Genomic DNA, 21,907 nt, shown 5'->3' with positions numbered 1-21,907 from the left:
TCAGGACTTAAGCAGTTGCACTACATATAGTGATAACGCAACCATTGCACCCCTAAAATTAGCGTTGAGGAACACAAGCAAGGGTAAGTCCTGTCAATAAAAACTAATCACAAATCACTAATGCCTATTAGTTACCGATTCTTGGCAACAGCCGCAATATAAAGGAGTTTTATCAATGAGGCGATGGCGACCCATACTGTTGCTTGTGGCTTTTGTCCTAACTATAGTTCTCTCTAACTGCGTTAGCCCTTCTAATTGGATTGGTCAAAATACCCCTCCCAGTCCTACTCCTACTGTTTCTGAGAGTCCTAGTCCCAGCCCTACTCCTACTCCTACTCCTACTCCTACTCCTACTCCTAGTCCCAGCCCTAGTCCCAGCCCTACTCCTACTCCTACTCCTACTCCTACTCCTACTCCTACTCCAACTAAACCTCCTAAGGATTCCAAGGGCAGGACTATCGTTTACGGAGCAGTGGGACAACCAGAAAACCTAGAACCAGGTAATATCAGCGACCGGGAATCCCTGGTTGTCCAGAAACAAATTTACAATCGCCTGGTGGAATACAAGCTGGGAACGATTGAACTGGAACCGGGATTAGCTACTGATTGGGAAGCGTCTCGCAATAGCAGAGTTTGGACATTTAAACTGCGCCAAGGGGTGAAGTTTCATGACGGGACTAATTTCGATGCTGAAGCGGTTAAGTTCAATGTCGAGCGTTGGTGGGACCCGGAAAACAAATACGGCTATCGCGATAAAGACAGAAAGTATCAAATTTGGGCTGATTTATTTGGTGGCTTCAAGGGAAAGTCTAAATCCCTATTACAAGAGATAGTCATCAAAGATAAGTATACAATTCAATTTGTCCTGAAACAGCCCTTAACCATTTTTCCAGCTATGATTGGGTCAGGCTACTTTGGTATCGCTAGCCCAACAGCCATCAAGAAAGCAGGTTCTAAGTATGGTCGTGACTCATCTCTAGCAGTAGGGACAGGTCCATTTAAATTCAAAGAGTGGCGTAATGGCAAGGAAATTATCCTAGAAAAAAACCCAAACTACTGGAAACCAAACCTACCTAAAGCAGAAAAGGTAATCGTGCGGTTCATCCCGGATATTGGGAAGCGGCTGACCATGTTGAAATCTGGAGAAATTGACTTCACTTCAGACCTAGTTCCTAAGCAATTAGAAAATTTAGTTGGTGAGGCTAACCTCAAATCTATTTTCCGTCCCTCCTTCAACGTCGGATATCTATCCCTCAATACCAACTACAAACCCCTGTCCAAACAAAAGGTACGGATTGCGATCGCATTAGGAATTAATCACCAAAAGATTGTCGAAAAATATTGGCAGGGTTTAGGAGAGAGTGATGCTCACTTCACCCCACCCCTACTGGATTGGTCTGAGTCACCCAATTTTGGTAGCTATAAATATGATCCACAGCTAGCCAAGCAACTGCTGAGGGAAGCTGGCTACGCCAAAGGCTTTGACCTTGAACTGTGGTATATGAAAATTTTCCGCCCCTACTATCCTGATCCCAAAGCGATCGCCCAAGCAATAGCTGATGACTTAGGTAAGATTGGCATCAAGGTTACTTTAAAAACCAAACCCTGGAAAGATTATCTCAAAGACCGACAAAAGTCTCCTGGTTTCCAAGGATTTATATTGGGCTGGACTGGGGAATATGGGGACCCAGATAACTTCTACTATTCCCACTTCGGACCTAATGCTACCGCTGACCTTGGACGTTGGAAGAATAACCAAATCCTACGGCTATTGGAAACCGGTCGTAAGACCCAAGACAAAGATGCTAGAGCAAGAATCTATCGCCAAGTCGATAAAATTTTATTTGAAGAAGCCGTGCGCATTCCCATTGTCCACTCCCAACCGCTTTTAGGTAAGCGCGCCAATATTCAAGGCTGGAAGCCCAGTCCACTGGGTTCAGAATCCTTTGAAACTGTGGATAAGATTTAGATAGAACACTATAATTACAAAGGTGTCACCTGAAAGGTAACAAATCTTAACAATAACTATTGGCACAAGTAATCCTGCTATACACAAAAGGTAAATAGTAAAAGGAAACTAGTTCGATGGCCAAAAAAAGGAATACATCTAGAGACGGATTTAGGAACCAGTTAGAAAACTTTGGGTTAAACAACTTCAATTGGATTTGGGACTTTATTCAAAGCAACGACTCTCTCAAACGTAAAGTCAACAAAACTATCATTAACAATGCCGTCTACAAAATGCCCACTCGTCCCCATAAGTTAAGTGCGATGGCACCCTATACTTCTTGGGACTCATTAACAGACCGAACCTGGATCGGACGACATTTACCCCCCAATCCAGAGTTCAACAAAGCAGGGAACCTTCCCCCTCTCGAAGACCTTGCTGTTTTGTTTCGCAAAAAAGAGGGGAAAACCATCTATTCCGAGAAATCTACCCTGTTGTTTCCCTATTGGGTGCAGTGGTTTACCGACGGCTTTCTGCGCACTGATCGCTACAATAGATTAAAGAATACCTCTAACCACGGCATCGATTTATCTCCCGTCTATGGGTTGAACAGAAAATCTACAGACATGCTGAGATCCAATCAGGGCGGGAAACTGAAAAGCCAGATTATCAATGGTGAAGAATATCCCCTCTTCTATTACGACGATCCAGAACAGGGAGTGGTCAAGCCAGAGTTTGACGGGTTGTATGAGCCGCTCAATGATGAGAAGCGACTAGACCCAGCCAAGAAAGCCAAACTATTTGCCATGGGTGTCGAACGAGCCAATGTCCAAATTGGTTATGTAATGCTTAACGTTCTGTGTCTGAGGGAACACAATCGCCTGTGTGATTTACTGGCTAAGCATTATCCCGATTGGGATGACGAGCGACTCTTCCAAACGGCTAGAAACATCGTGATGGTGGTAATCATGAAAATTGTGGTGGAAGAATATGTTAATCACATTACCTCCTATCACTTTAATTTCATTGTGGATCCCCCAGCGTTTACCAATGAGAGGTGGTATCGCCAGAATTGGATGACAGTAGAATTTAGTTTGGTATATCGTTGGCACAGTGCCCTTCCCGAAACTCTGACCTATGACAGTAAGCCAATTCCCATGGTGGATAGCCTGTGGAATAATGAAATGCTGATCAATCAAGGCTTGGGACCATTGTTTGAGGAGACCTGTTCCCAAGCAGGCAGCAAAATTGGTTTGTTTAACACCTCAGAATTCCTAATACCTGTTGAATTAGCAAGTCTCGACTTAGGTCGTCAAGCTCAACTGGCTAGCTACAATGATTACCGGGAAATGTGTCAGTTTCCTCGGGTGACTGATTTCGATCAGATCACAGGGGATGAAGATACTCAAAGGGAACTAAAACGGTTATACGGTGATGTCAACAAGATTGAATTCTATGTAGGACTCTATGCCGAGGATGTGCCACAAAATGCAGCAGTAGGTGCCCTGGTTACCCGAATGATAGCAGTTGATGCCTTTTCCCAAGCATTGACCAATCCCTTGTTGGCAGAAAATATCTTCAACGAAGAAACTTTTTCCCCGGTCGGTTGGGAAGTAATACAAAACACCAATACTCTCTCAGATGTGGTAAACCGCAATACTCAACAGCAGGATAAAAGCTATAAAGTAACATTTGACAATCCGTAAGCAAGGCATCGGGTATTGTCAAGGAAAAATTCAACAATAAATTCAAGCTATCTGATTTAAAAATCACCGGTTAAGTAAAATTTGAGTCTCAATCACCAGCTATCTGCTCACAGAATTTGACAGTACCCGATCAAAGCCACTGGTATCCTCAAGGAGTTTTGAGCACAACCAATTCCTCAAAATTTTTCTATAAAAAATAACCATGAAGCTATTTACAGAATATCCCGAAAAGGACGAACGAAACTATTACGACCTTGTAGCCGATCAAGTCATGCTTCAGATGGATCAGCTTTACAAGGATGAAGAACGGGCTTTGCGAGACACCCATACCAAAACCCACGCTTCGGTGGAGGGAAACCTAGAAATTTTTGATTTTGATGAACAGAGCATTAAGACTGAACTAGCGAAACGAACTCGGCTTACTCAAGAGCAACTGAATGGGATTTCCCTCAAGCAAGGACTTTTTGCGACACCGAAACAATATCCTGTTCAGCTGCGATTTGCCAATGGGCGAACAAAGGTTGAAAACGACTATGTCTCAGACACACGCTCAATGTCTGTGAAAGTGATTGATGTTGAAGGAGAAAGCCTAGAACAAAGCTACGAACCAAACACTCAAGATATTATTGTTCAAAATGCCAAGATCTTTTTTATCAAAACCATCAAAGATTATTATGAATTCTTTGGCTCCATAGTTGACTCAGAGCAAGCTTCCCAGAAGTGGCTCAGGAGTCATCCCAGGCAATTGCTAGCCCTAGTTAAAGTAACAGCTCGAACCCCAAAGAGTTTATTAACGGAACGGTATTGGAGTGGTTCTGCTTATGCCCTTGGACTCAAACCAGATTTTGATCAGTCTCAACCGGGCTTAGTTCCTGTTGACTATCCCGCTGTGATCAAATATGCGTTCACCCCTGTTTCATGCCAGCCTCCCCATCAAAGCATGGGATATCAGTCCCGACCAGGTATTCCCAAACTTCCCTTCTTCGATCGCGCCAAGGCTCTGGGATTGGATGAAAGCAAACCGGACAATTACTATCGAGACGAGCTGATCGAACAACTATCGAAAACCGATGCCCTTTATTGCTGGGACTTTGGCATCCAATTCCAAACCAACCCGAAAATGTCCATCGATGATGTCACAATTCGTTGGAGTGAGAAGAAGTCACCATTTTTTACCGTTGGTCGCCTTACAGTCAAGCATCAGATCATCGATTTTGACCAACAATACGACTCTGCTGAAAACCTGCGATTTTCCCCGTGGAATGGCTTAGTAGTTCATCGTCCTGTGGGAGCTCTCAACCGGCTCCGTAATGTAGTTTATCCGATTGTGGCTAAGTATCGTTATCAAAAACGGGGACTCAACTACTAGTTTTTCAAGTTAAGCATACATGTTGCATTTTACTTGTTACTTGTTACTTGCTAATTTTAAATTTTCAAGTAACAAGTAGTGTAACCCTAAACCTCAATTCTCCATACCGCTATCTATCCAGCGCTCAAACAGATCGATTAGCTCGTCCGACCAGCAAGCATCATAAGGGAGAGAACCTTCGTTAAGTCGTTCTCGAAGCTTTTCCCCATTGGCTCGAACATTTTCTACATCATTGAGATCGATACCGTCTAACCGTTGCAGTGTTTCCAGATCAAAATCTCGAAAGAGTGGTCTAATATCCGATCTGTACCCCACCCGCTCAGATTTTCGGAACTGTTCCCAAGATGGCAGGGGCTCAAGGTTGGGTTCTCGTTCGTGGTGAACACCAATCTGTCCTGGTGGCTCGTTATCTGGTGCTTGAGCATCAATCCACTCGCGGACAAACTCTTGTCTAGAACTATCTACTAACGGTCGATAGCGGGGCATTTTGCCAGTTTTACTAGAACTCTCTAATCGACTTACTAGTTCCGATCCTTCTGCGGTCAGGTTGCAGTCGTCTTCATTGCGACGGAGAAAAGGCCGATTAAACATATGCAATTGCACAAATTGCTCGCGATTGATTCCCGCCCAGAAATTGCTGTGGGCATCGATAGAAAACCCCCGCACTGCTTCTTCTAGAATGCGAGCCACCTTTTGGAAAGATTCTGTCCGAGCATGGGTGGGGATAGACTGACCCGCAACCAACGCCTCTAAAATGCTCAACCGTCCCCGATCAGACCTCTGCAAATCCTCCAAAAAGGGGTCTTTCTGGTCGGGACTCCCATCATCCTGAAGCGCTTTCTCCACTAGGCTTAATGAAGCCTTGACCACATCTAAATGGACTCGCCAACGATCCCGTTCTAAATCTGGCAGATCGAGGGTATAGGGCAACTGGAAAGGAGGGCCGGCCGTCACCCCATCGTATAATTTTAGAGGCAGCCGCACCATTTTCTGGGCAATTTTCTTCAGATGGCGCATTTCATCGAAGGCCCACAATAGCAACAGGCCGCGCGGAGTGCGATCGCCTTTATCGGGCCCTGAAGATACATAGCGACGACCCGTTATTCTCAAGAAATGGATTAAAAAAGCCAGCAGTAACCGATAGCGTAAGTTGAACAGGTGTCCCCAGTTACGGGCGCGAGGGTTGGCAATATAGCCCCGTTCCTCAAAGGCAGCACGGATATACTCCTCAAGCTTGCTTTTCCCCAATATGGTACGCGGCGGCTTGGTGCTAGGGTTAGTTGCTACTGGCCAGACAAATTCGACCCGCTCATTCTTCAACTTTTCAAAATCTTTGTAAAGTTGAAAGAATCGCTCAAAATGGGAGTCAACCGTAGAGCCATAGCCTTCCCCTTGTTCGGCAATGATTTCGAGAGCTTTGACCGCCTCTTTGCGTAAGGTGGTGGCATGAGAGCCTTCAAAGGTATCCACATAAACTCGTCGAGACTCAGACTTATCATTGCTGCCAAGACCCTCATCGTAGCCCCAATCATCCCAGGTGCCTTGGAGGTCGATTCGGTCTGTATGAAAGTCTTGGTCTTTGAGTCCCTCTTCTGCATTGCCAAATAGTTCTATCAGACGCTCGTAAATCGCTCCCACATGCTGAATTGGACGACCGTCATTGGCACGCCGAGCAATTTTGGCAATATATAGGAGCCTTTGCCATGTTTTATCATCAATATCCCCCTGTTCGGCAGGCCGTTCGGCGGTAATATACTTGGCTAATGACTGCTTTGATAGGGGTTCGAGTTTAAAACGGAATGGATAGAGCTTGCTTTCAAAGGGCGAGTCTTCCCGCTCAAAATTTAGGGGAGCGCCAATCAGGTGCAGCAAGTTCTGTACCGTCATCAGATGCCCCATTTCTTCCCGTGCTAGTTGAGCCAATCGCTGGTAGAGCGATCGTACTCGTCCCCTTGTCTCATGATTTGTTTGATCGTCGCGCACGGAATAGGCAGCATAGAGGTACTGAACCATTAAAGCGTGTTCTACTTCGGCTGCGACCGTTAGCAATAAGGCCGCTTCATCTCGCGGGTTCCGTTCGATCTCAAAACTCAGGGGCAATTTTGCTAGTTCGAGGGTTGCGATCGCAGCCTCAGATGGAGGTTGACAAACCAGAACCTCTAGGGGTATCTCATAGGTTTTTGTCATCACATTAGTCCTCTCTCAGTACATGGGGAGTCATAGCAGTTAAGGCGAGTCGATCTCCAGTGCGTTCTGGGAAAATCAGCCGACTTTCTGATTCGTTGTCACAGGTGACGCGCGCCATGAACTGTCCAGGGGCTAACTTTTGCCCGCTGTCATCTCGTAAATCCCAGGAGATCGGGCGAGGGCCCTCTGCGGGATTCCGTTCCTCTAGCAACGTCCGTACTTTTCCCGCAAAGCGATCATAGAGAACCACAGATAAGTTTGTTGCACCCTCGGGTACGGTGAGGGGAATCAGAACCTGATCTGCAGTGATGTGAAGTTCCGTTGCCCCGAGCAAGCGGTTACTGGCTACTTCCCTCTCTGTTGGCTCGTGTAATTCTTGATTGGTGTATTTATAAACAGTGTTACCGGAGGCGTAAGCGACAGTGACAGACCCGTCGCTAACAAAGCGAAATCGGTTGATATATTGACCTATATTGGGACTAGGGGGACAAGAATAGCCCGGATCGGGTTTTGGCCAATCGGGGGTCAGGTCGCTCCAGGTGAAACCGCCATCTGTTGTCTCGCTAGTACGACCGCTCTCAAAAACTTGATCTCCCCAACCGCCAACCCAACCAAGCTGACGATTCAAAAAACCAATGCCTTCCAGGTTCTCATTAATCATCTGACCGTTGCTGTTGCGAATTTCCTGTCGTCGCCAGGAGTTACCCCCGTCTTCAGTGATTAAAATCGCCCCTGCCTTCAGATTCTCACAGGCAACTACCCCAAATTCCGGATCGTCATCTAAAAATTGGATTTTCCAGCCCCATTCCCCTAATGGAACATTGATATCTCCGAGCATATCTTGCCAAGTGTTGCCACCGTCTGTTGTTTTCAGGACTGTAGGCACAACATCAGAACGACGGGGGTTAGGCCGCACGGAACGACCCCCGACAACCCAACCTGTCTGGTCATCTTTGAAGTAGATATCCACCAGAAGGGTAGCCACATCTTCCATATCCCTAACAAACCAGGTTTGACCGCCATCATTTGTTTTGAAGAAGCGTGCCGGTCGTTCGGGGTAGTTGGTTCCTGATGCGAATACGTTCTCTTGGTCAAGTACCCAAAGTCCGCAAACGGCTGAGGGGGCATCGGCTGGCAAGTTCTCTACTAAAACCCAGTTTTTACCGCCATCACTGGTGTGGTAGAGTTGTTTCCTTGGGGTTACGCAACCAACCCAACCGATCTGTTCGTCGAGCATATGAATACAGCGAAAGTAAACCCCCTGTAACTGTTCTTGGATCTTCCAGTGACCTCCGCCATCTTCGGTTTTTAGGATTTGTCCATTCCCGTTAACAGCCCAACCAACATTAGGATTGATGAAAAAAATATCGTCATAACGACCGGCCAATGGTGCTGGTGTAGCCACCCACCGATAGCCATTGTCTCTCAAGTTCATGTTAACCCCCTGTCCAAACATTGCCGTTTTTAAAACGCTTTTCGCAATCATTTGATGACCTTTTTGTCTGTCATAAAAGACAACTGTATTGGGTTGATTTATTCTCTAATCTTTTTAAGATTACATCTTCAGCTCAACACCAATGACAAGAGATTATTTAAATGTAATATTTATTTAGACAAAGAAACAATTATTCTTAATCATTTTCACTCATCATTCCCGTAATAAAGACTAGGGACTTCCAAAAAATTAATGATCCAGAAAGTCATTAGCAAGCGATCGCTACCCATGAGGCATATGAGTAAATGAGCAAAAAGACTCGTTTTTGTCTATAGACTGTTTTGCTGGTTGACTGACAAAAGTTCACATAGGGCGATCGGTGCAGGAATCGGTCTAGCGGCGCGCTACCCTAGGAAAACGTAAGCATTCAGCATTCAGCATTCAGCATTCAGCATTCAGCACCTCAAGTATCAGCGATTAGCGCTACGCGCACGCTACGCGATCAGAGGAATTAAAGTAGGGTTGGCAAAGTAATATAATCATTAATACTCAAAACAATCAAACTGTGTCTTGATGCAGTCGCTCATGGGGGAAACCCCCAAGACCGCGCTGCATCGCTTTTTGCCCACCCTACAAGCTGATAGCTGACTGCTGACGGCTGCTTACACGAAAACTCATCTGACTTTGAACAAAAATCAAAGGAGCATTTGGGTAAGCAACGATAATTTCGAGTACTCTCAAATCCACCAAGGATAACATCGCAAATAATTGAGCAATGTTTCGGGCTTGTTGACAATAAACCGGTGGATTCTAGATTTTTTAGACTATTGTTTACCTTTTTGCTGTAATTTATGATACAAATTTAGATGCGTTTACCCTGGGAACTAAGGGAGGACGCGGTCAAAAATTTTTAGTCAGCTCCAATCCCTTGATTGTTACTAGTTAAAATTGAGAAATATAGATTTTTTAAAACTTACTTACTTAAGTTAGATGCGTTTACCCTGATCTACTAATCTATAGCAGAATTAATTTTGTTATAATCTTTATCTACTTAAGGAATGTGAACAAAAATCTTGCTAAAATCTTTATATATCAGAACCTAAGTGGGTAAACTTTCGCCTGTAATCATTATCTGGTCTGGATTTATTCAAGTCAGTTACCAAACTTATAAATAAACCCGATTTTTCGACCACTTGGATGAAAGAATCAGGGATTGAGTTTCCAGTAATTGAAAATATGCTCATGACTGTCTATATCTAGTTTGGGATCATAAGTTTGGGATCATAGTGACCTTAAACTTAGAGCTGGCAAGTACTTTGGATCGCTTGTCGCCCCCCCAGCTCCTTAGTCATCAGTTAGCTATTTTCAGTCAGCTAACGCCATAGCAGCTTCCACAAGACTAGATCACAGCAATGCATTCAATCTCGACTAAAACATCCTTAGGTAGTCGGGAAACCTCAACACAAGCACGAGCTGGAGCCTCTTCCTCGTTAAAGTATTTGGCATAGATCTGATTTACTGTGGCAAAATCATTCATATCTGCCAGAAATACCGTGGTTTTGACTATGTGCGGGATTTTAGCTCCAGCAGCGACTAGGATAGCTTCAAGATTAGCCATTACCTGTTCTGTCTGCTTGGCGACATCATTACCACCAACAATCTCACCGGTGCTAGGGTCAAGGGGAATTTGACCAGCTACAAAAATCATTTGACCGCTGACTGCGATCGCTTGATTGTATGGTCCTACAGGTGCTGGGGCATTGGGTGTACGGATAATGTTTCGTGTCATAGTCTTCAGTCGTTCCAGGATGGAGGTGCAACTAATAGCCTAATATCTTATCTTACCTTGCTAATCTTCTCTAAACGTCCTAACGTAGATTCAGTAAGGTTTAGAGGCCATCAAAAAATATGTCACGCCCAAAGAGGCAGCCGACCACTACGGGGTTTCAATCTCAACTCTTAGACGATGGGACACAGAAGGGAGACTCGACAGCATCAGAACACAAAGCAAGCAAAGACGATTTGGCGTTGAAGGAGCAGACCCGCAAGATCAGCCCACTCTCTGCTATGCAAGAGTCTCTAAGCACTCCCAAAGAGATGACCTTGATCGACAAGCTGAATTTTTACGGTCAAAATACCCAAACCCAGAAGTTATTACAGAAGTTGGATCACGACTCAATTTTAAACGGAGAAAGTCCCTCAAAATATTGGAACGGATATACAGCGCTGATATCTGTGCACTTGTCGTCGCCTACCCAGACAGAGCCGTCAGATTCGGATTCCCTTTACTTGAATGGCTGTGCCAGCAAGGTGGGATCAAACTCGTGGTTCTCAATGAACGCAAATTATCCCCAGAACAAGAACTGGTCGAAGATATCAAGTCCTGCCTCCACTGTTTCTGTGCTAGGCTTTACGGACTCCGAAAATACCAAAAACAAGTCAGCAAAGCGATACAAGAGCAAACCTCGGAACCAAACAGTGAAGTTGACACCCAACAGTGTCAAGAAAATCAGGGTGTTTCCATCTAAAGAGCTTCATAAAGTCTGGAAAACTTGGCTTAACGCTTATAGATGGATTTATAACTGGTCAATAGCTACTATCAAGAACGGCTATCAAGGTAGTGCTTACGACTTGCAGAAACTAGCCAGAAAAGCGGACAGACCAGAATGGGTAAAAACTCTACCTGGTCACCAATTGCAGGAAGCGGTAGCGGATGCTATTGATGCAGTTAAACAGGCATTAGCTAACAAGGGTTTTGCTAAATTTAAGTCTTGTCGTCAGACAAGGCAAGTCATCAAGTTCAAGGCGGGAAACTTCCAGAAAGGCTGTTGGTATCCAACCAAAGTCAAAGGTTTGTCTTTCCGTTCACCTCAAGGTTTTCCTGATCAGTGCATCTATGGAACTCAATTGGTGTGGATTAAAGGCAAATGGTACGGGATTTTTCCTGAGTATATTGAACCGACTCCCACTAAACAGGATCAAGTAATAGCCTTAGACCCAGGTATTAGGAGATTTCTTACTGGTTTTGACGGTAGGAATTATATCGAGATCGGTTGTGGCGACATGGGTAGAATTCAAAGACTTTGTCAGCACTTAGATCGGTTGATAAGTCGTATTGACTTAAGCTCTGCCAAACGGCAGAGACGAGAAATGAGAAAGGCTGCCCATCGTTTACGCCAAAAAATTCAAGACCTGATCAAGGACTGTCACAACAAGTCAGCTTCTTTCCTTGTCAGTAATTACAAGCTGATCTTTTTGCCAACGTTTGACACATCTGAGATGGTAGTCAAGTCAGCTAGAAAATTGCACAAGAAGACAGCTCGCAATCTGCTTACCTGGAGTCATTACAAATTCCGTCAGCATTTGATTCAGATGGCAGATCGCCATGATGTCAAGGTGATCTTGGTTAATGAATCTTATACCAGTAAAACTTGCCCGGAGTGTGGTCATATTCACGAGAGATTAGGCGGTAACAAAAAATTCCAATGCCCAAAATGTGGTTTTTCATTACCACGGGATTGGAATGGCGCACGAAACATCATGATTCGTGCTTTGTCGGCAAGTGCGTTTCGTTGGTTATAAACCTTACCTATTAAGGGTTTGGGGGACTAACCGCTTGGTCGGGAAACTGAACCATGACAACTTGATAACCATGATGGTGAAAATCCATCCCTCGTGAAATCCGAGTGACAGCCTTACCCTGATTTATGAACATAACAAACTCATGAATTGATGCAAGGGTCGAATAGTGAAGCAGAGCTAGTCTAAGCAAAGTTAGTAACAGGCAAAGGACTCATGGGTACGAGAGAAAGGTACATCAGAATCATCGTAAAAGGCATGTAGCGAAATAGACTGATACGCTACAGACAAAAGTCAAAGGAATAAGGACTATGAGGTTTTGCCGCCTCATAATGATTTCCCAAAGAATATTCCTGGTGAAGAGTACCACCCTAAAAGTCCACAGAATGGTTATCAGGAACGAAATAACTCTCATATGTACTCTCAACATGGTCGATGGTTGAGTAGGTAGTTAACCGCAAGTCATAGGAGAGCGAGATTGAGTCAGAAGCCAATGCCTGGGGTAATGCCCAGGATATGCTGACGGACTCACGTTGTAGGAAAGGGTATGGTTGTAAGTAGTAATGAATAAGTCTAAAACTCAGGGGTTCGCCCCACAGTCGGAATGGAGAAGGGTCAATTGGCGAAAGCTGGAAATGACCGTTTTTAAGTTACAAAAACGAATATACCGAGCCTCGAGCCGTGGTGACGTGAGCGTGGTAAGAAAACTCCAAAAGACCCTGATGAAGTCCTGGTCAGCCAAAATGATTGCGGTCAGACGAGTCACCCAGGAGAATAAAGGCAAAAAGACTGCCGGAATAGACGGGTTCAAAGCCTTAACCAATAGGCAACGCCTCGCCTTAGTAGCCAGCCTCAAGGTCTCCAAAAAGGCACAACCTACCAGAAGGGTATGGATTCCCAAACCCGGACGGTCAGAAAAACGCCCCTTAGGTATCCCGACTATGTACGACCGTGCATTACAAGCACTTGCCAAGCAGGCTCTTGAACCTGAATGGGAAGAAAAATTTGAACCCAATTCATACGGGTTCAGACCAGGACGCTCATGTCATGATGCCATTGAAGCAATATTCAATTTCATCAACAAAAAACCCAAATGGGTTCTTGATGCTGACATTGCCAAATGCTTCGACAAAATAAACCATGATGCACTTCTAACAAAATTGAATACCTATCCATCCATGAGACGTTTAATTAAGTCCTGGCTTAAAGCCGGTGTGATGGATAAGGGAATATTCTCACACACAAACGAGGGCACCCCTCAAGGTGGGGTGATATCCCCACTATTGGCGAACATAGCCCTCCACGGAATGGAACAAGAGGTATGGAACTATGCCAACTCTATCAAGGGTAAAAAAACATATTACAAAAAAGGATTAGCCCTAATTAGATACGCAGATGATTTCGTCATCCTTCACCCAGACCAAAAAGTGGTAGAAGAATATCAAGAAGTAATCAACACATGGCTACAGGACATGGGGTTGGAACTAAAACCAAGTAAAACCCAAATTACCCACACTTTTGACGGATTTGATTTTCTTGGATTCAACATCCGTCAATATAAAACAGGTAAAAACCATTCAAAACGAGGTTTTAAAACCATCATCAAACCATCCAAAGAAAAAGTTCTAGAACATTACGGGCAGCTTTCCCAAGTCATCAACAGACATAAAGCTGCCCCACAGAAGGCGTTAATAAGCCAACTTAAACCTATTATAAGAGGATGGTGTAACTACTACAGCTCTGTTTGTAGCAAAGAAACCTTCTCAAAATTAGGGAATCTAGTCTGGAACAAACTTCGAAGATGGGGATATAGGAGACACCCCAACAAATCAAGAACCTGGGTAACCAAGAAATATTGGGGAACCATCGGAGAAGATAACTGGGTATTCATGACCAACGGGAATAACTACCTCCCAAAACATGCCAAAACTGAAATAGTCAGGCACATAAAAGTTCAAGAAACCAGGAGTCCCTACGATGGAGACCTAATTTATTGGAGCACCAGAATGAGAAAGCATCCTGAGATGACCACTCAGAAGGGAAGGCTTTTAGAACGGCAAGAAGGGAAATGCGCCCATTGTGGTCTTACCTTCAGGGATGGAGATTTGTTGGAAAAACACCATATTATACCACGCGCTCTAGGAGGTAACGACCATGACAAAAATCTAGAGTTACTTCACCTCCATTGTCACGACGCCAAACACGGTACCAAAGTCAACTCTTCAAAGTTAGATGAGAATCCGTTCTAGAGGTACCAATGTAAATGGTTCCTATGATGAGGAGCCGGATGATGCGAAAGTGTCATGTCCGGTTCTGAAGACGAGTCGGTGGGGCGACTCACCGGCTTAGTTTAATCAACCACCAGGTTTTTACCTGGTGCTATACAGGTTATTCCTGCTGATGAGTAGGTTTGTACAGGTTAAATGTTGCACAAGTTAACACATTCCAACTAAACGGGCAAGGGGTCTCCCGTTATAATCTTTGACGCACGCGGGAGGGGAATTGCCCGACGGGGTATCTTGGTTCTCAACAGATCGCAAGTAGTACAATAACATTATGCTGTTAACTTACTGCTATCGAATCAAGCCTAGTGACGAACAGATAGCCATCATGGAGAGATGGCTTGAATTGTTGCGTCGTCACTGGAACTATGCTCTAGGGCAACGGCTTGACTGGCTCAAGCGGACTAGAACCCCGATTGACCGTTGCAGTCTTGTGAGTGAGCCGATTGGTGAAATTCCGGAACCTGTCAACTACTACACCCAGCAAGCCGCCCTTAAAGAAACTAAGCAGTTGTTCCCTGAGTACAAACAAATCTACACAGAAACTCAGCAGGTTAACCTACAACGGCTTAATAAAGCATGGGATAGATGGCGAAAACCTGATGTTAATGGTCAACGAGGGGGACGACCACGGTTTAAGAAAACTGGTGACTTGCGATCTTTTGTATTCCCACGGGTTAACAATTCCAGAGCGGGAGCACATCTAAAAGATCGAGTGCTTAAGCTGAGTCGGATTGGTGAGAGACCTGTGGTAATGCACAGACCCATACCGGACGGTTTCAGTCTCAAACAATGCACTATCGTTAAAAAAGCAGACGGTTGGTATTGTTGCATTTCAATGAAAGATGATACTCTCCCTGAGTTTCTTGCTGTAGATTCAGTTAAATCGTCTGTTGGTATTGATGTGGGTTTAGAAAAATTTTTAACCACATCAGATGGTGAGGCTATTGCAATTCCTCAGTTTTACCGAAAGGCTCAAGACAAGTTAGCAAAAGCCCAACGGGTTTTGTCCCGTCGTGTTAAGGGTTCTCAAAACTGGGAAAAAGCTAAGAATCAAGTGGCTTTATTGCACCTTCATTTAACCCGTTGCCGAAAGGAATTTCATTATCAAGTTGCTCATTGGTTATGTAGTAATTACGACCATTATGCTCATGAAGATTTAAACATCAAAGGACTTGCCAGAACAAAACTGGCCAAATCAATATTAGGTGCGCTTTCCGTTGGCGAATTAAATTCGCCACGGGTCGCACCTCATGATGCGGCGTGGGGGGCATTTCTGGAAATCTTACAAGCAGTAGCGGTCAAACGCGGTTTGTTACTCCAGAAAGTTGACCCCCGTCGGACAAGTATTGAGTGCTTCAATTGTGGATCTAGGGCCCTTGAAAAGTTTAAGTGAGCGCGTTCATCATTGTTCCAGTTGTGGTGTTTCGATTGACCGTGACTGGAACAGTGGTATCAACATTTTGAATCGTGCATTAATGGCGGTTGGACTGCCGCTGAATGGCTGTGGTAAATCGATACAAGATATCGTTCGCGAAGCGTCGGCTCCGCCGAGGATCAGCAAATCTCATTTGTAAATCTGAGAAGCCTACATCATAATCTTTGATTTGATGTAGGAGTAGTCACGATAGCAGTTTGAGGATTCCCATCTCAGCCTTATCCCTGACCGATAAGTCTTGATCTTGGTAGTGAGGAGGTCAAGAATAGGGGAATGATGGGTAATAGTGGTATTAGTAGGATGAGGGGTCAGAAAGTGCTATGTCATCAATGCACCTCATTATCAGTAGTGCGTAGGGTGCGCACAGAAGACGGGCGAGCCCTCATTTTTTACCTTTTCGCCACTGTTGAGACCGCCAGTCTGGAAATAAAACGGGCAAGATGCCCGTTCCACCCACGGAGTCAAACTGGTTATAAATCAAAGGTTGAAATCCAGTAATTATATTAAAAAACCCGATTTATGCTTAATTACTGTAACCATTAACTACTAACAATAGTAACAATTTACCATTAATTATTCTATACTTAGTCTAGATTTTGGAGAGGATATTTGCTACTAGTTAAACACCACAAAAACTAATAATTTCAAAAAAAGGCGTATGAGAATGAATAATAAAATCCTGAAAACTATAGATCAACTAGGTATTCGATTTGTGCGTATCCTTTGGTGCGACAATGCTAACATAATCCGTGGTAAAGCAGTCCACCGGAAAACCTTACCAGACTACCTCAAACACGGTGTGGGCATTTCAGCAGCCCAGCAAGCTCTACCGGTGATGTATGATGTCCCAGTCCCAGGCAGTGGCTTGGGACCCATCGGTGAAATCCGCTTAGTACCGGATTGGGAAACCTTAACCTCCTTACCCTATGCTCCTGGTCATGCCCGTGTGTTTGGGGATATGGTCAACAATGGTAGCCCATGGCCGTATTGTCCCCGAAACTTCCTCAAAAGGATGGTAGCAGAAGCGGAAAGTGAGGGCTTACAAGTGGTTGCTGCATTTGAAAATGAGTTTTACCTGCTGCAGCCAACCCCTGAGGGGATTCTACCGGTAGACAATACCGTATTTGCCTCGACGCTGGCAATGGATCAACATCAGCAGGTGATTGACCAAATTGCTGAAGCCTTGGTGGAGCAAGGGATGCCCGTAGAGCAGTATTACCCAGAATGTGGTCCTGGTCAACAGGAAATTTCTATATTATATACCCAAGCCCTACCAGCGGCAGATCAACAAATAGCCTTCCGGGAGACAGTAAAAGCGATCGCATTTCAACATCACCTGGTTGCCTCATTTCTGCCCAAAATCCTAGCTGACCAAGCTGGTAATGGTTGTCACCTCCACCTCAGCCTATGGCGGGATGGGAAAAACTTGTTACTCAATCCAGAAGGGGATGGGGGACTTTCCCAAGTCGCCTGTCAGTTTATTGCTGGAATTTTACAGCATTTACCTGCTTTAATGGCACTAACCACACCCAGTACTAATTCTTATCGACGGATTCGCCCTCATTGTTGGAGTGGCGCGTTCCGTTGTTGGGGAATCGATAACCGAGAGGCTGCGGTTAGGGTACCGAGTAACCCAGACGGTGGAAGTCCAAGCAATTTTGAACTGAAAACTGTTGATGCTTCTTCTAATCCTTATCTAGCCTTGGGAGCAGTAATTGCGGCTGGCTTGGATGGAATTCGTAACAGTTTGGAATTGGGAGAAGCCGTGGCGGTAGATCCAGGACATTTGACAGAATTAGAACGTAGTGAGAGGGGTATTGAGTTATTGCCAACTACTTTAGGGGAAGCGATTGGTAACTTAAGTGCTGATCAATTACTGTTGGATGCCTTAGGAGTAGAATTGGCTCAAGCCTATCTAGCGGTAAGGAAAGCCGAGTGGGAGGCAATGAAAGATTTTGAGTTGGAGGAAGAAGTCGAGCTTTTATTAGAGCGATATTGAATCAATTGATATTGGTAAGCATTCAGCCGTCAGCTAATGCGCTACCTCAAGCGCGTCGTTCGCACAGCGTGGCCAAACGCGCCCCCCGTGGCCTTTTGGCCAAGGCAAAAGCCTGTGCCACGCAAGCTACTTGAGGTGCTAGCAGAAGCTTTAAGCTGATAGCTGAATGCTTATGCATAGTTGTTTCTATTTTAAATTAAAAAGGGGATATGATCTGATAAAAAATCCAACTTGAACTAATCGCAACCGTCCCTATCTTTTATTAGCAAGAGGGCAACGTTTCACTTCGTATGATGCCTGTTGTGTACCCCTAATTCGGCTTATTGCTACCTCCAATTCACTCAGCTTTTCTTGTAAACCACAGTACTGAACTTCTGCAACACGTAGATTCTCCGCTGCAACTTGCTTTTTATCGTTTAACTGACGTAATTTTCCCTGAGATACATTTATGTTCTCTTCCAAACTGCGTATTTCTCCTCGAAGAGCAACTAAACGCTCTTGTGATGTTTGTACTTCAGTGCGGAAAGTGTCTCGCTGTTTTTGTAAGGTTTTGATTTCCCCTCGCACAGCCACTAGTTTCTGTTCAAAGCTTCGTTGTTCACGGCGAGAGGCTTCTAGCCGTTCTTGGGAGGTTTTGATTTCCCCTCGCACAGCCACTAGTTTCTGTTCAAAGCTTCGTTGTTCACGGCGAGAGGCTTCTAGCCGTTCTTGGGAGGTTTTGATTTCCCCTCGCACAGCCACTAGTTTCTGTTCAAAGCTTCGTTGTTCACGGCGAGAGGCTTCTAGCCGTTCTTGGGAAGTTTTAATTTCCCCTCGCACAGCCACTAGTTTCTGTTCAAAGCTTCGTTGTTCACGGCGAGAGGCTTCTAACCGTTCTTGGGAAGTTTTGATTTCCCCTCGCACAGCCACTAGTTTCTGTTCAAAACTTTGTTGTTCACGGCGAGAGGCTTTTAACCGTTCTTGGGAAGTTTTAATTTCCCCTCGCACAGCCACTAGTTTCTTTTCTAAACTTTGGCGTTCTGCCTTGAAGGATTTAAGCCGTTCTTGGGTAGTTTTAATTTCGCCTCTGAGAGCGACTAACTGCTGCTGAGATTGACGCACTTTTACTTGAGAGGATTCTAGTTGTGACTGTGCGCTTTGAATGTCGCTTCTGAGAGCGACTAACTGCTGCTGAGATTGACGCACTTTTACTTGAGAGGATTCTAGTTGTGATTGTGCGCTTTTAATGTCACCTCTGAGAGCAACTAACTGCTGCTGAGATTGACGCACTTTTACTTGAGAGGATTCTAGTTGTGATTGTGCGCTTTTAATGTCGCCTCTGAGAGCAACTAACTGCTGCTGAGATTGATGCACTTGAACTTGAGAAGATTCAAGCTGTGCTGTTGCTGTCTGAGTTTTACTACGAAGGAGAAGGAGTTTTTCTTCAGCCGTGCTGATCTCAGTGCGAACCGCAACCAGTCTCTGCTGTGAAGTTTGTAACTGCCCTTGAGATTCTCCTGAAGTTTCTAAAACTGTCAGTAATCCAGCGACTTCCACATCGTCAGGCTCGTATTTTGCTGCTTTTTTAAAGGAAGCGATCGCATGTTTGTAGCGACCGATGCGATAGAGGGCAAATCCTCGCTGTTTCCAAGCCAGAGAGTTTCGAGCATCAAGTTGAATCGCCTTGTCACAATCGGTGATTGCTTTTTCATATCGACCGAGTTGATAAAAAGCTGTGCCTCGGTCAATCCAAATTGAAGCAGCCTTGGCATCCACTTCCAGTACTTGGTTGTAGAATGCGATCGCTTCAGAATACCGTTTCAAATCATAAAGCAGCACACTGGCAATTTTTTTGGGAATAATTGTCTGTACCAACTGCTGTTCAAATTCTGATGTGGCTTGAATTAAAAGTGCTTGCTTCCAGGCCGTAATCACCGCATCGTATCGTTTTAGTTTATGGTTTGCCTTGCCTTTCTCAAACCACGCTAAAAGGTAATTGGGCTTAATTTTAATCCCTTGATCATAGGAAGCGATCGCGGCTTCGTACTGGCCCAAGCTACTGAAGGTATCCCCTCGCCAATACCAAGCTAAGAAAGAGTCTGGCTGAAGTTTTACAATCTGCGACCGTATCGTAATCTCTTCACTATACTTACCAATTCCTCGTAACTGACTGGCTTGTTGCCACAACTGATTGATCATTCTCCCTTGTGCAGCAACTTTCTCTTTGACACTCCCCATGGCTATAAGCCAGGGGATTCTTGGTTCATCGAATTGTCTTGCTCAACCAGGCCGTGACCAAGAAGAGTAGAGGACAAATCTCCCCAAGCGTTTGATAAAGTTTCCGTGTGCCCCACGGTACTCAAGGCTCTATTAAGTATGTTTTTAGCAGCGTTATGATCGCGGTCTAAGGTGCAGCCACATTGACAGGTGTGGGTTCTGGTTGACAGAGATTTCTTAACTACTTTCCCACACTGCGAACAATTCTGACTTGTATAGGCAGGATTGACGGCAATAGTGACTTTCCCAAACACTTGACCGAAACGCTCTAACCATTCTCGAAACTGATACCAACCTGCATCATTAATAGACTTAGCAAGGCAGTGATTCTTTACCAAGTTTTTGACCCTTAAATCTTCGTAGGCGACCAGGTCGTTAGACCGGATTACGCAACGTGCCAGTCTCTTAGCATGTTCTTTACGTTGCCTACTTATTCTAAGGTGTGCCCTACTTAGTCTATTTCTGGCTTTATTACGATTGGATGAACCTTTCTTTTTTCGAGAAAGCCTGCGTTGGCAAAATTTTAAGTGCTTTTCGCTTTTTCTGTAGAATCTGGGATTAGGCTCGGAAAACCCATTAGAGTCGGTATAAAACTCTTTCAGTCCTACATCTAACCCAACAACAGAACCTGTAGACTCGGTTTCTTCGTTTCGGCAAACCTTAATACAAAACTGAACATAATAGCCATCCGCTTTTTTGACAATACGAACCCGCTTTATTAGTTTATGGTCGAACCACCATAAGTCCCAAGTTCCTTTGAGTTTGACTTTGCCAATACTTTTTTGATCAGTGAATCTAATGGATTTTTTGTCTGGTGATAATTTCCACCCGGATTGCTTGTATTCAACAGAGCGACAATACTTTTTGAATTTTGGGTAACCCTTTTTGCCTGGAATCTTCTTTTTGCAATTATCAAAAAAACGCTTGATAGCACGCTCTACGTTCTCTACCGAAGCCTGGCAAGCGTGGCTATTAAGGTCTTTAACAAATCCAAATTCATCTCTTAACTGAGTGTTGTAACGATAGAGTTCCTTTTTGCCAATACCCTTATTGTCCATCCAGTAACGTAGAACTTTATTCCGCACAAATTTAGAAGTGCGAATAGCTTCGTCTACAGCTTCCTGTTGACCCTCAGTTAGGATGGCTTTGAACTCCATTGTTAACACTTTATCACCTCCTTGACATTATCTTGCGTTTACTTTTATTATATATACATAACATTAAGATAATGTCAAGGGCAAAATGGTAAGCAATTATAAATACAACAAAAATATTATTTAATTGTGTAAATACAACGTCGTGTGGTGCCCAAAGTACCGCAGACCAGTCTTAGTAGAAGAGGTAGAAGCAAGATTAAAAGAACTCCTCCATCAAATAGCAAAAGAGATCCAAGTTGAAATTATTGAATTAGAGGTGATGCCTGACCATGTTCACTTGCTCTGTGAATGCGACCCACAATTTGGCATTCACAGAGTTGTTAAACGATTTAAAGGAGCAACTAGTAGATATCTCAGAGAACAATTTCCCCATCTAAAGAGCCGACTACCTACTTTATGGACTAATTCTTATTTCCTGTCCACAGTGGGAGGCGCTCCCCTAGAAACAATTAAAAGGTACGTCAAAAATCAAAAAGAGATTTAGGGAATAAATTCCTGTTCGGGCTAACCCCATGGATATAATCCAGGGGCTTGCGCCCTCAGGATTTTCG

General features: G+C 44.4%; 14 protein-coding genes and 1 pseudogene. 9 read left to right on the top strand and 6 right to left on the bottom strand.

Going from position 1 to position 21,907, the window contains the following annotated elements:
- The first annotated feature begins 175 nt into the window (after window positions 1-175).
- The 3 genes from BJP34_RS21530 (at window position 176) to BJP34_RS21520 (ending at window position 5,023) form a co-directional block, all read left to right on the top strand.
- Entirely contained in the window at window positions 176-1,969 is a 1,794-nt protein-coding gene (locus BJP34_RS21530; protein ID WP_229423958.1) for an ABC transporter substrate-binding protein, read from the top strand.
- Window positions 1,970-2,085: 116 nt separating this feature from the next.
- Window positions 2,086-3,654, top strand: a complete 1,569-nt coding sequence (locus BJP34_RS21525; RefSeq protein ID WP_070394110.1) for a peroxidase family protein — start codon at window positions 2,086-2,088, stop codon at window positions 3,652-3,654.
- A 202-nt stretch (window positions 3,655-3,856) separates the two neighbouring features.
- Complete coding sequence (locus BJP34_RS21520; RefSeq protein WP_070394109.1) at window positions 3,857-5,023, top strand: catalase; 1,167 nt, start codon at window positions 3,857-3,859, stop codon at window positions 5,021-5,023.
- Window positions 5,024-5,116: 93 nt separating this feature from the next.
- On the opposite strand, the gene BJP34_RS21515 is transcribed toward BJP34_RS21520, so the two are convergent.
- From BJP34_RS21515 to BJP34_RS21505, 3 genes are all read right to left on the bottom strand, one after another.
- Window positions 5,117-7,210, bottom strand: a complete 2,094-nt coding sequence (locus BJP34_RS21515; protein WP_070394108.1) for a ferritin-like domain-containing protein — start codon at window positions 7,208-7,210, stop codon at window positions 5,117-5,119.
- A 4-nt stretch (window positions 7,211-7,214) separates the two neighbouring features.
- On the bottom strand, window positions 7,215-8,645 hold the full coding sequence (locus BJP34_RS21510) for a YCF48-related protein (RefSeq protein ID WP_158517370.1): 1,431 nt from the start codon (window positions 8,643-8,645) through the stop codon (window positions 7,215-7,217).
- Window positions 8,646-10,044: 1,399 nt separating this feature from the next.
- Window positions 10,045-10,434, bottom strand: a complete 390-nt coding sequence (locus BJP34_RS21505) for a RidA family protein (RefSeq protein ID WP_070394106.1) — start codon at window positions 10,432-10,434, stop codon at window positions 10,045-10,047.
- A 109-nt stretch (window positions 10,435-10,543) separates the two neighbouring features.
- On the opposite strand from BJP34_RS21505, the gene BJP34_RS37310 reads away from it, so the two are divergent.
- Window positions 10,544-11,173 carry an IS607 family transposase gene (locus BJP34_RS37310; RefSeq protein WP_083305291.1) on the top strand — a complete coding sequence of 210 codons (630 nt, stop codon included), beginning with the start codon at window positions 10,544-10,546 and terminating at the stop codon, window positions 11,171-11,173.
- On the top strand, window positions 11,124-12,227 hold the full coding sequence (locus BJP34_RS21500) for an RNA-guided endonuclease InsQ/TnpB family protein (RefSeq protein WP_229424481.1): 1,104 nt from the start codon (window positions 11,124-11,126) through the stop codon (window positions 12,225-12,227). Before BJP34_RS37310 ends, BJP34_RS21500 begins: the two co-directional genes overlap by 50 nt.
- Before the next feature lie 10 nt (window positions 12,228-12,237).
- Here the strand turns inward: BJP34_RS21500 and BJP34_RS49225 are convergent, their stop codons facing one another.
- Window positions 12,238-12,360 carry a hypothetical protein gene (locus BJP34_RS49225; RefSeq protein ID WP_267876334.1) on the bottom strand — a complete coding sequence of 41 codons (123 nt, stop codon included), beginning with the start codon at window positions 12,358-12,360 and terminating at the stop codon, window positions 12,238-12,240.
- Between the two features lie 427 nt (window positions 12,361-12,787).
- Here BJP34_RS49225 and ltrA point away from each other — a divergent pair, with 427 nt between their 5' ends.
- The 3 genes and pseudogenes from ltrA (at window position 12,788) to BJP34_RS21485 (ending at window position 17,943) form a co-directional block, all read left to right on the top strand.
- Window positions 12,788-14,473 (top strand): group II intron reverse transcriptase/maturase, encoded by a 1,686-nt coding sequence (gene ltrA, locus BJP34_RS21495; RefSeq protein WP_070391293.1) that lies wholly within the window; start codon window positions 12,788-12,790, stop codon window positions 14,471-14,473.
- 307 nt (window positions 14,474-14,780) lie between these two features.
- Window positions 14,781-16,112, top strand: a pseudogene (locus BJP34_RS21490) (RNA-guided endonuclease InsQ/TnpB family protein).
- 496 nt (window positions 16,113-16,608) lie between these two features.
- Window positions 16,609-17,943, top strand: a complete 1,335-nt coding sequence (locus tag BJP34_RS21485; RefSeq protein WP_070394105.1) for a glutamine synthetase family protein — start codon at window positions 16,609-16,611, stop codon at window positions 17,941-17,943.
- A gap of 252 nt (window positions 17,944-18,195) precedes the next feature.
- Here the strand turns inward: BJP34_RS21485 and BJP34_RS21480 are convergent, their stop codons facing one another.
- Window positions 18,196-20,160: a tetratricopeptide repeat protein gene (locus BJP34_RS21480; protein ID WP_070394104.1), complete on the bottom strand. Its 1,965-nt coding sequence runs from the start codon at window positions 20,158-20,160 to the stop codon at window positions 18,196-18,198.
- 2 nt (window positions 20,161-20,162) lie between these two features.
- The gene (locus BJP34_RS21475; RefSeq protein ID WP_070394103.1) at window positions 20,163-21,365 is read right to left on the bottom strand and encodes an RNA-guided endonuclease InsQ/TnpB family protein; all 1,203 of its coding nucleotides are present in this window, start codon (window positions 21,363-21,365) and stop codon (window positions 20,163-20,165) included.
- Window positions 21,366-21,480: 115 nt separating this feature from the next.
- Between BJP34_RS21475 and tnpA the strand changes: the two genes are divergently transcribed.
- Window positions 21,481-21,840 (top strand): IS200/IS605 family transposase, encoded by a 360-nt coding sequence (gene tnpA, locus BJP34_RS21470; RefSeq protein ID WP_149031102.1) that lies wholly within the window; start codon window positions 21,481-21,483, stop codon window positions 21,838-21,840.
- Window positions 21,841-21,907 lie beyond the last annotated feature (67 nt).

Origin of the sequence: Moorena producens PAL-8-15-08-1 (assembly GCF_001767235.1) — a bacterium.
In the GTDB taxonomy this organism is placed as follows: Bacteria; Cyanobacteriota; Cyanobacteriia; order Cyanobacteriales; family Coleofasciculaceae; genus Moorena; species Moorena producens_A.
This window is presented reverse-complemented; position numbering and strand designations above follow the sequence as displayed.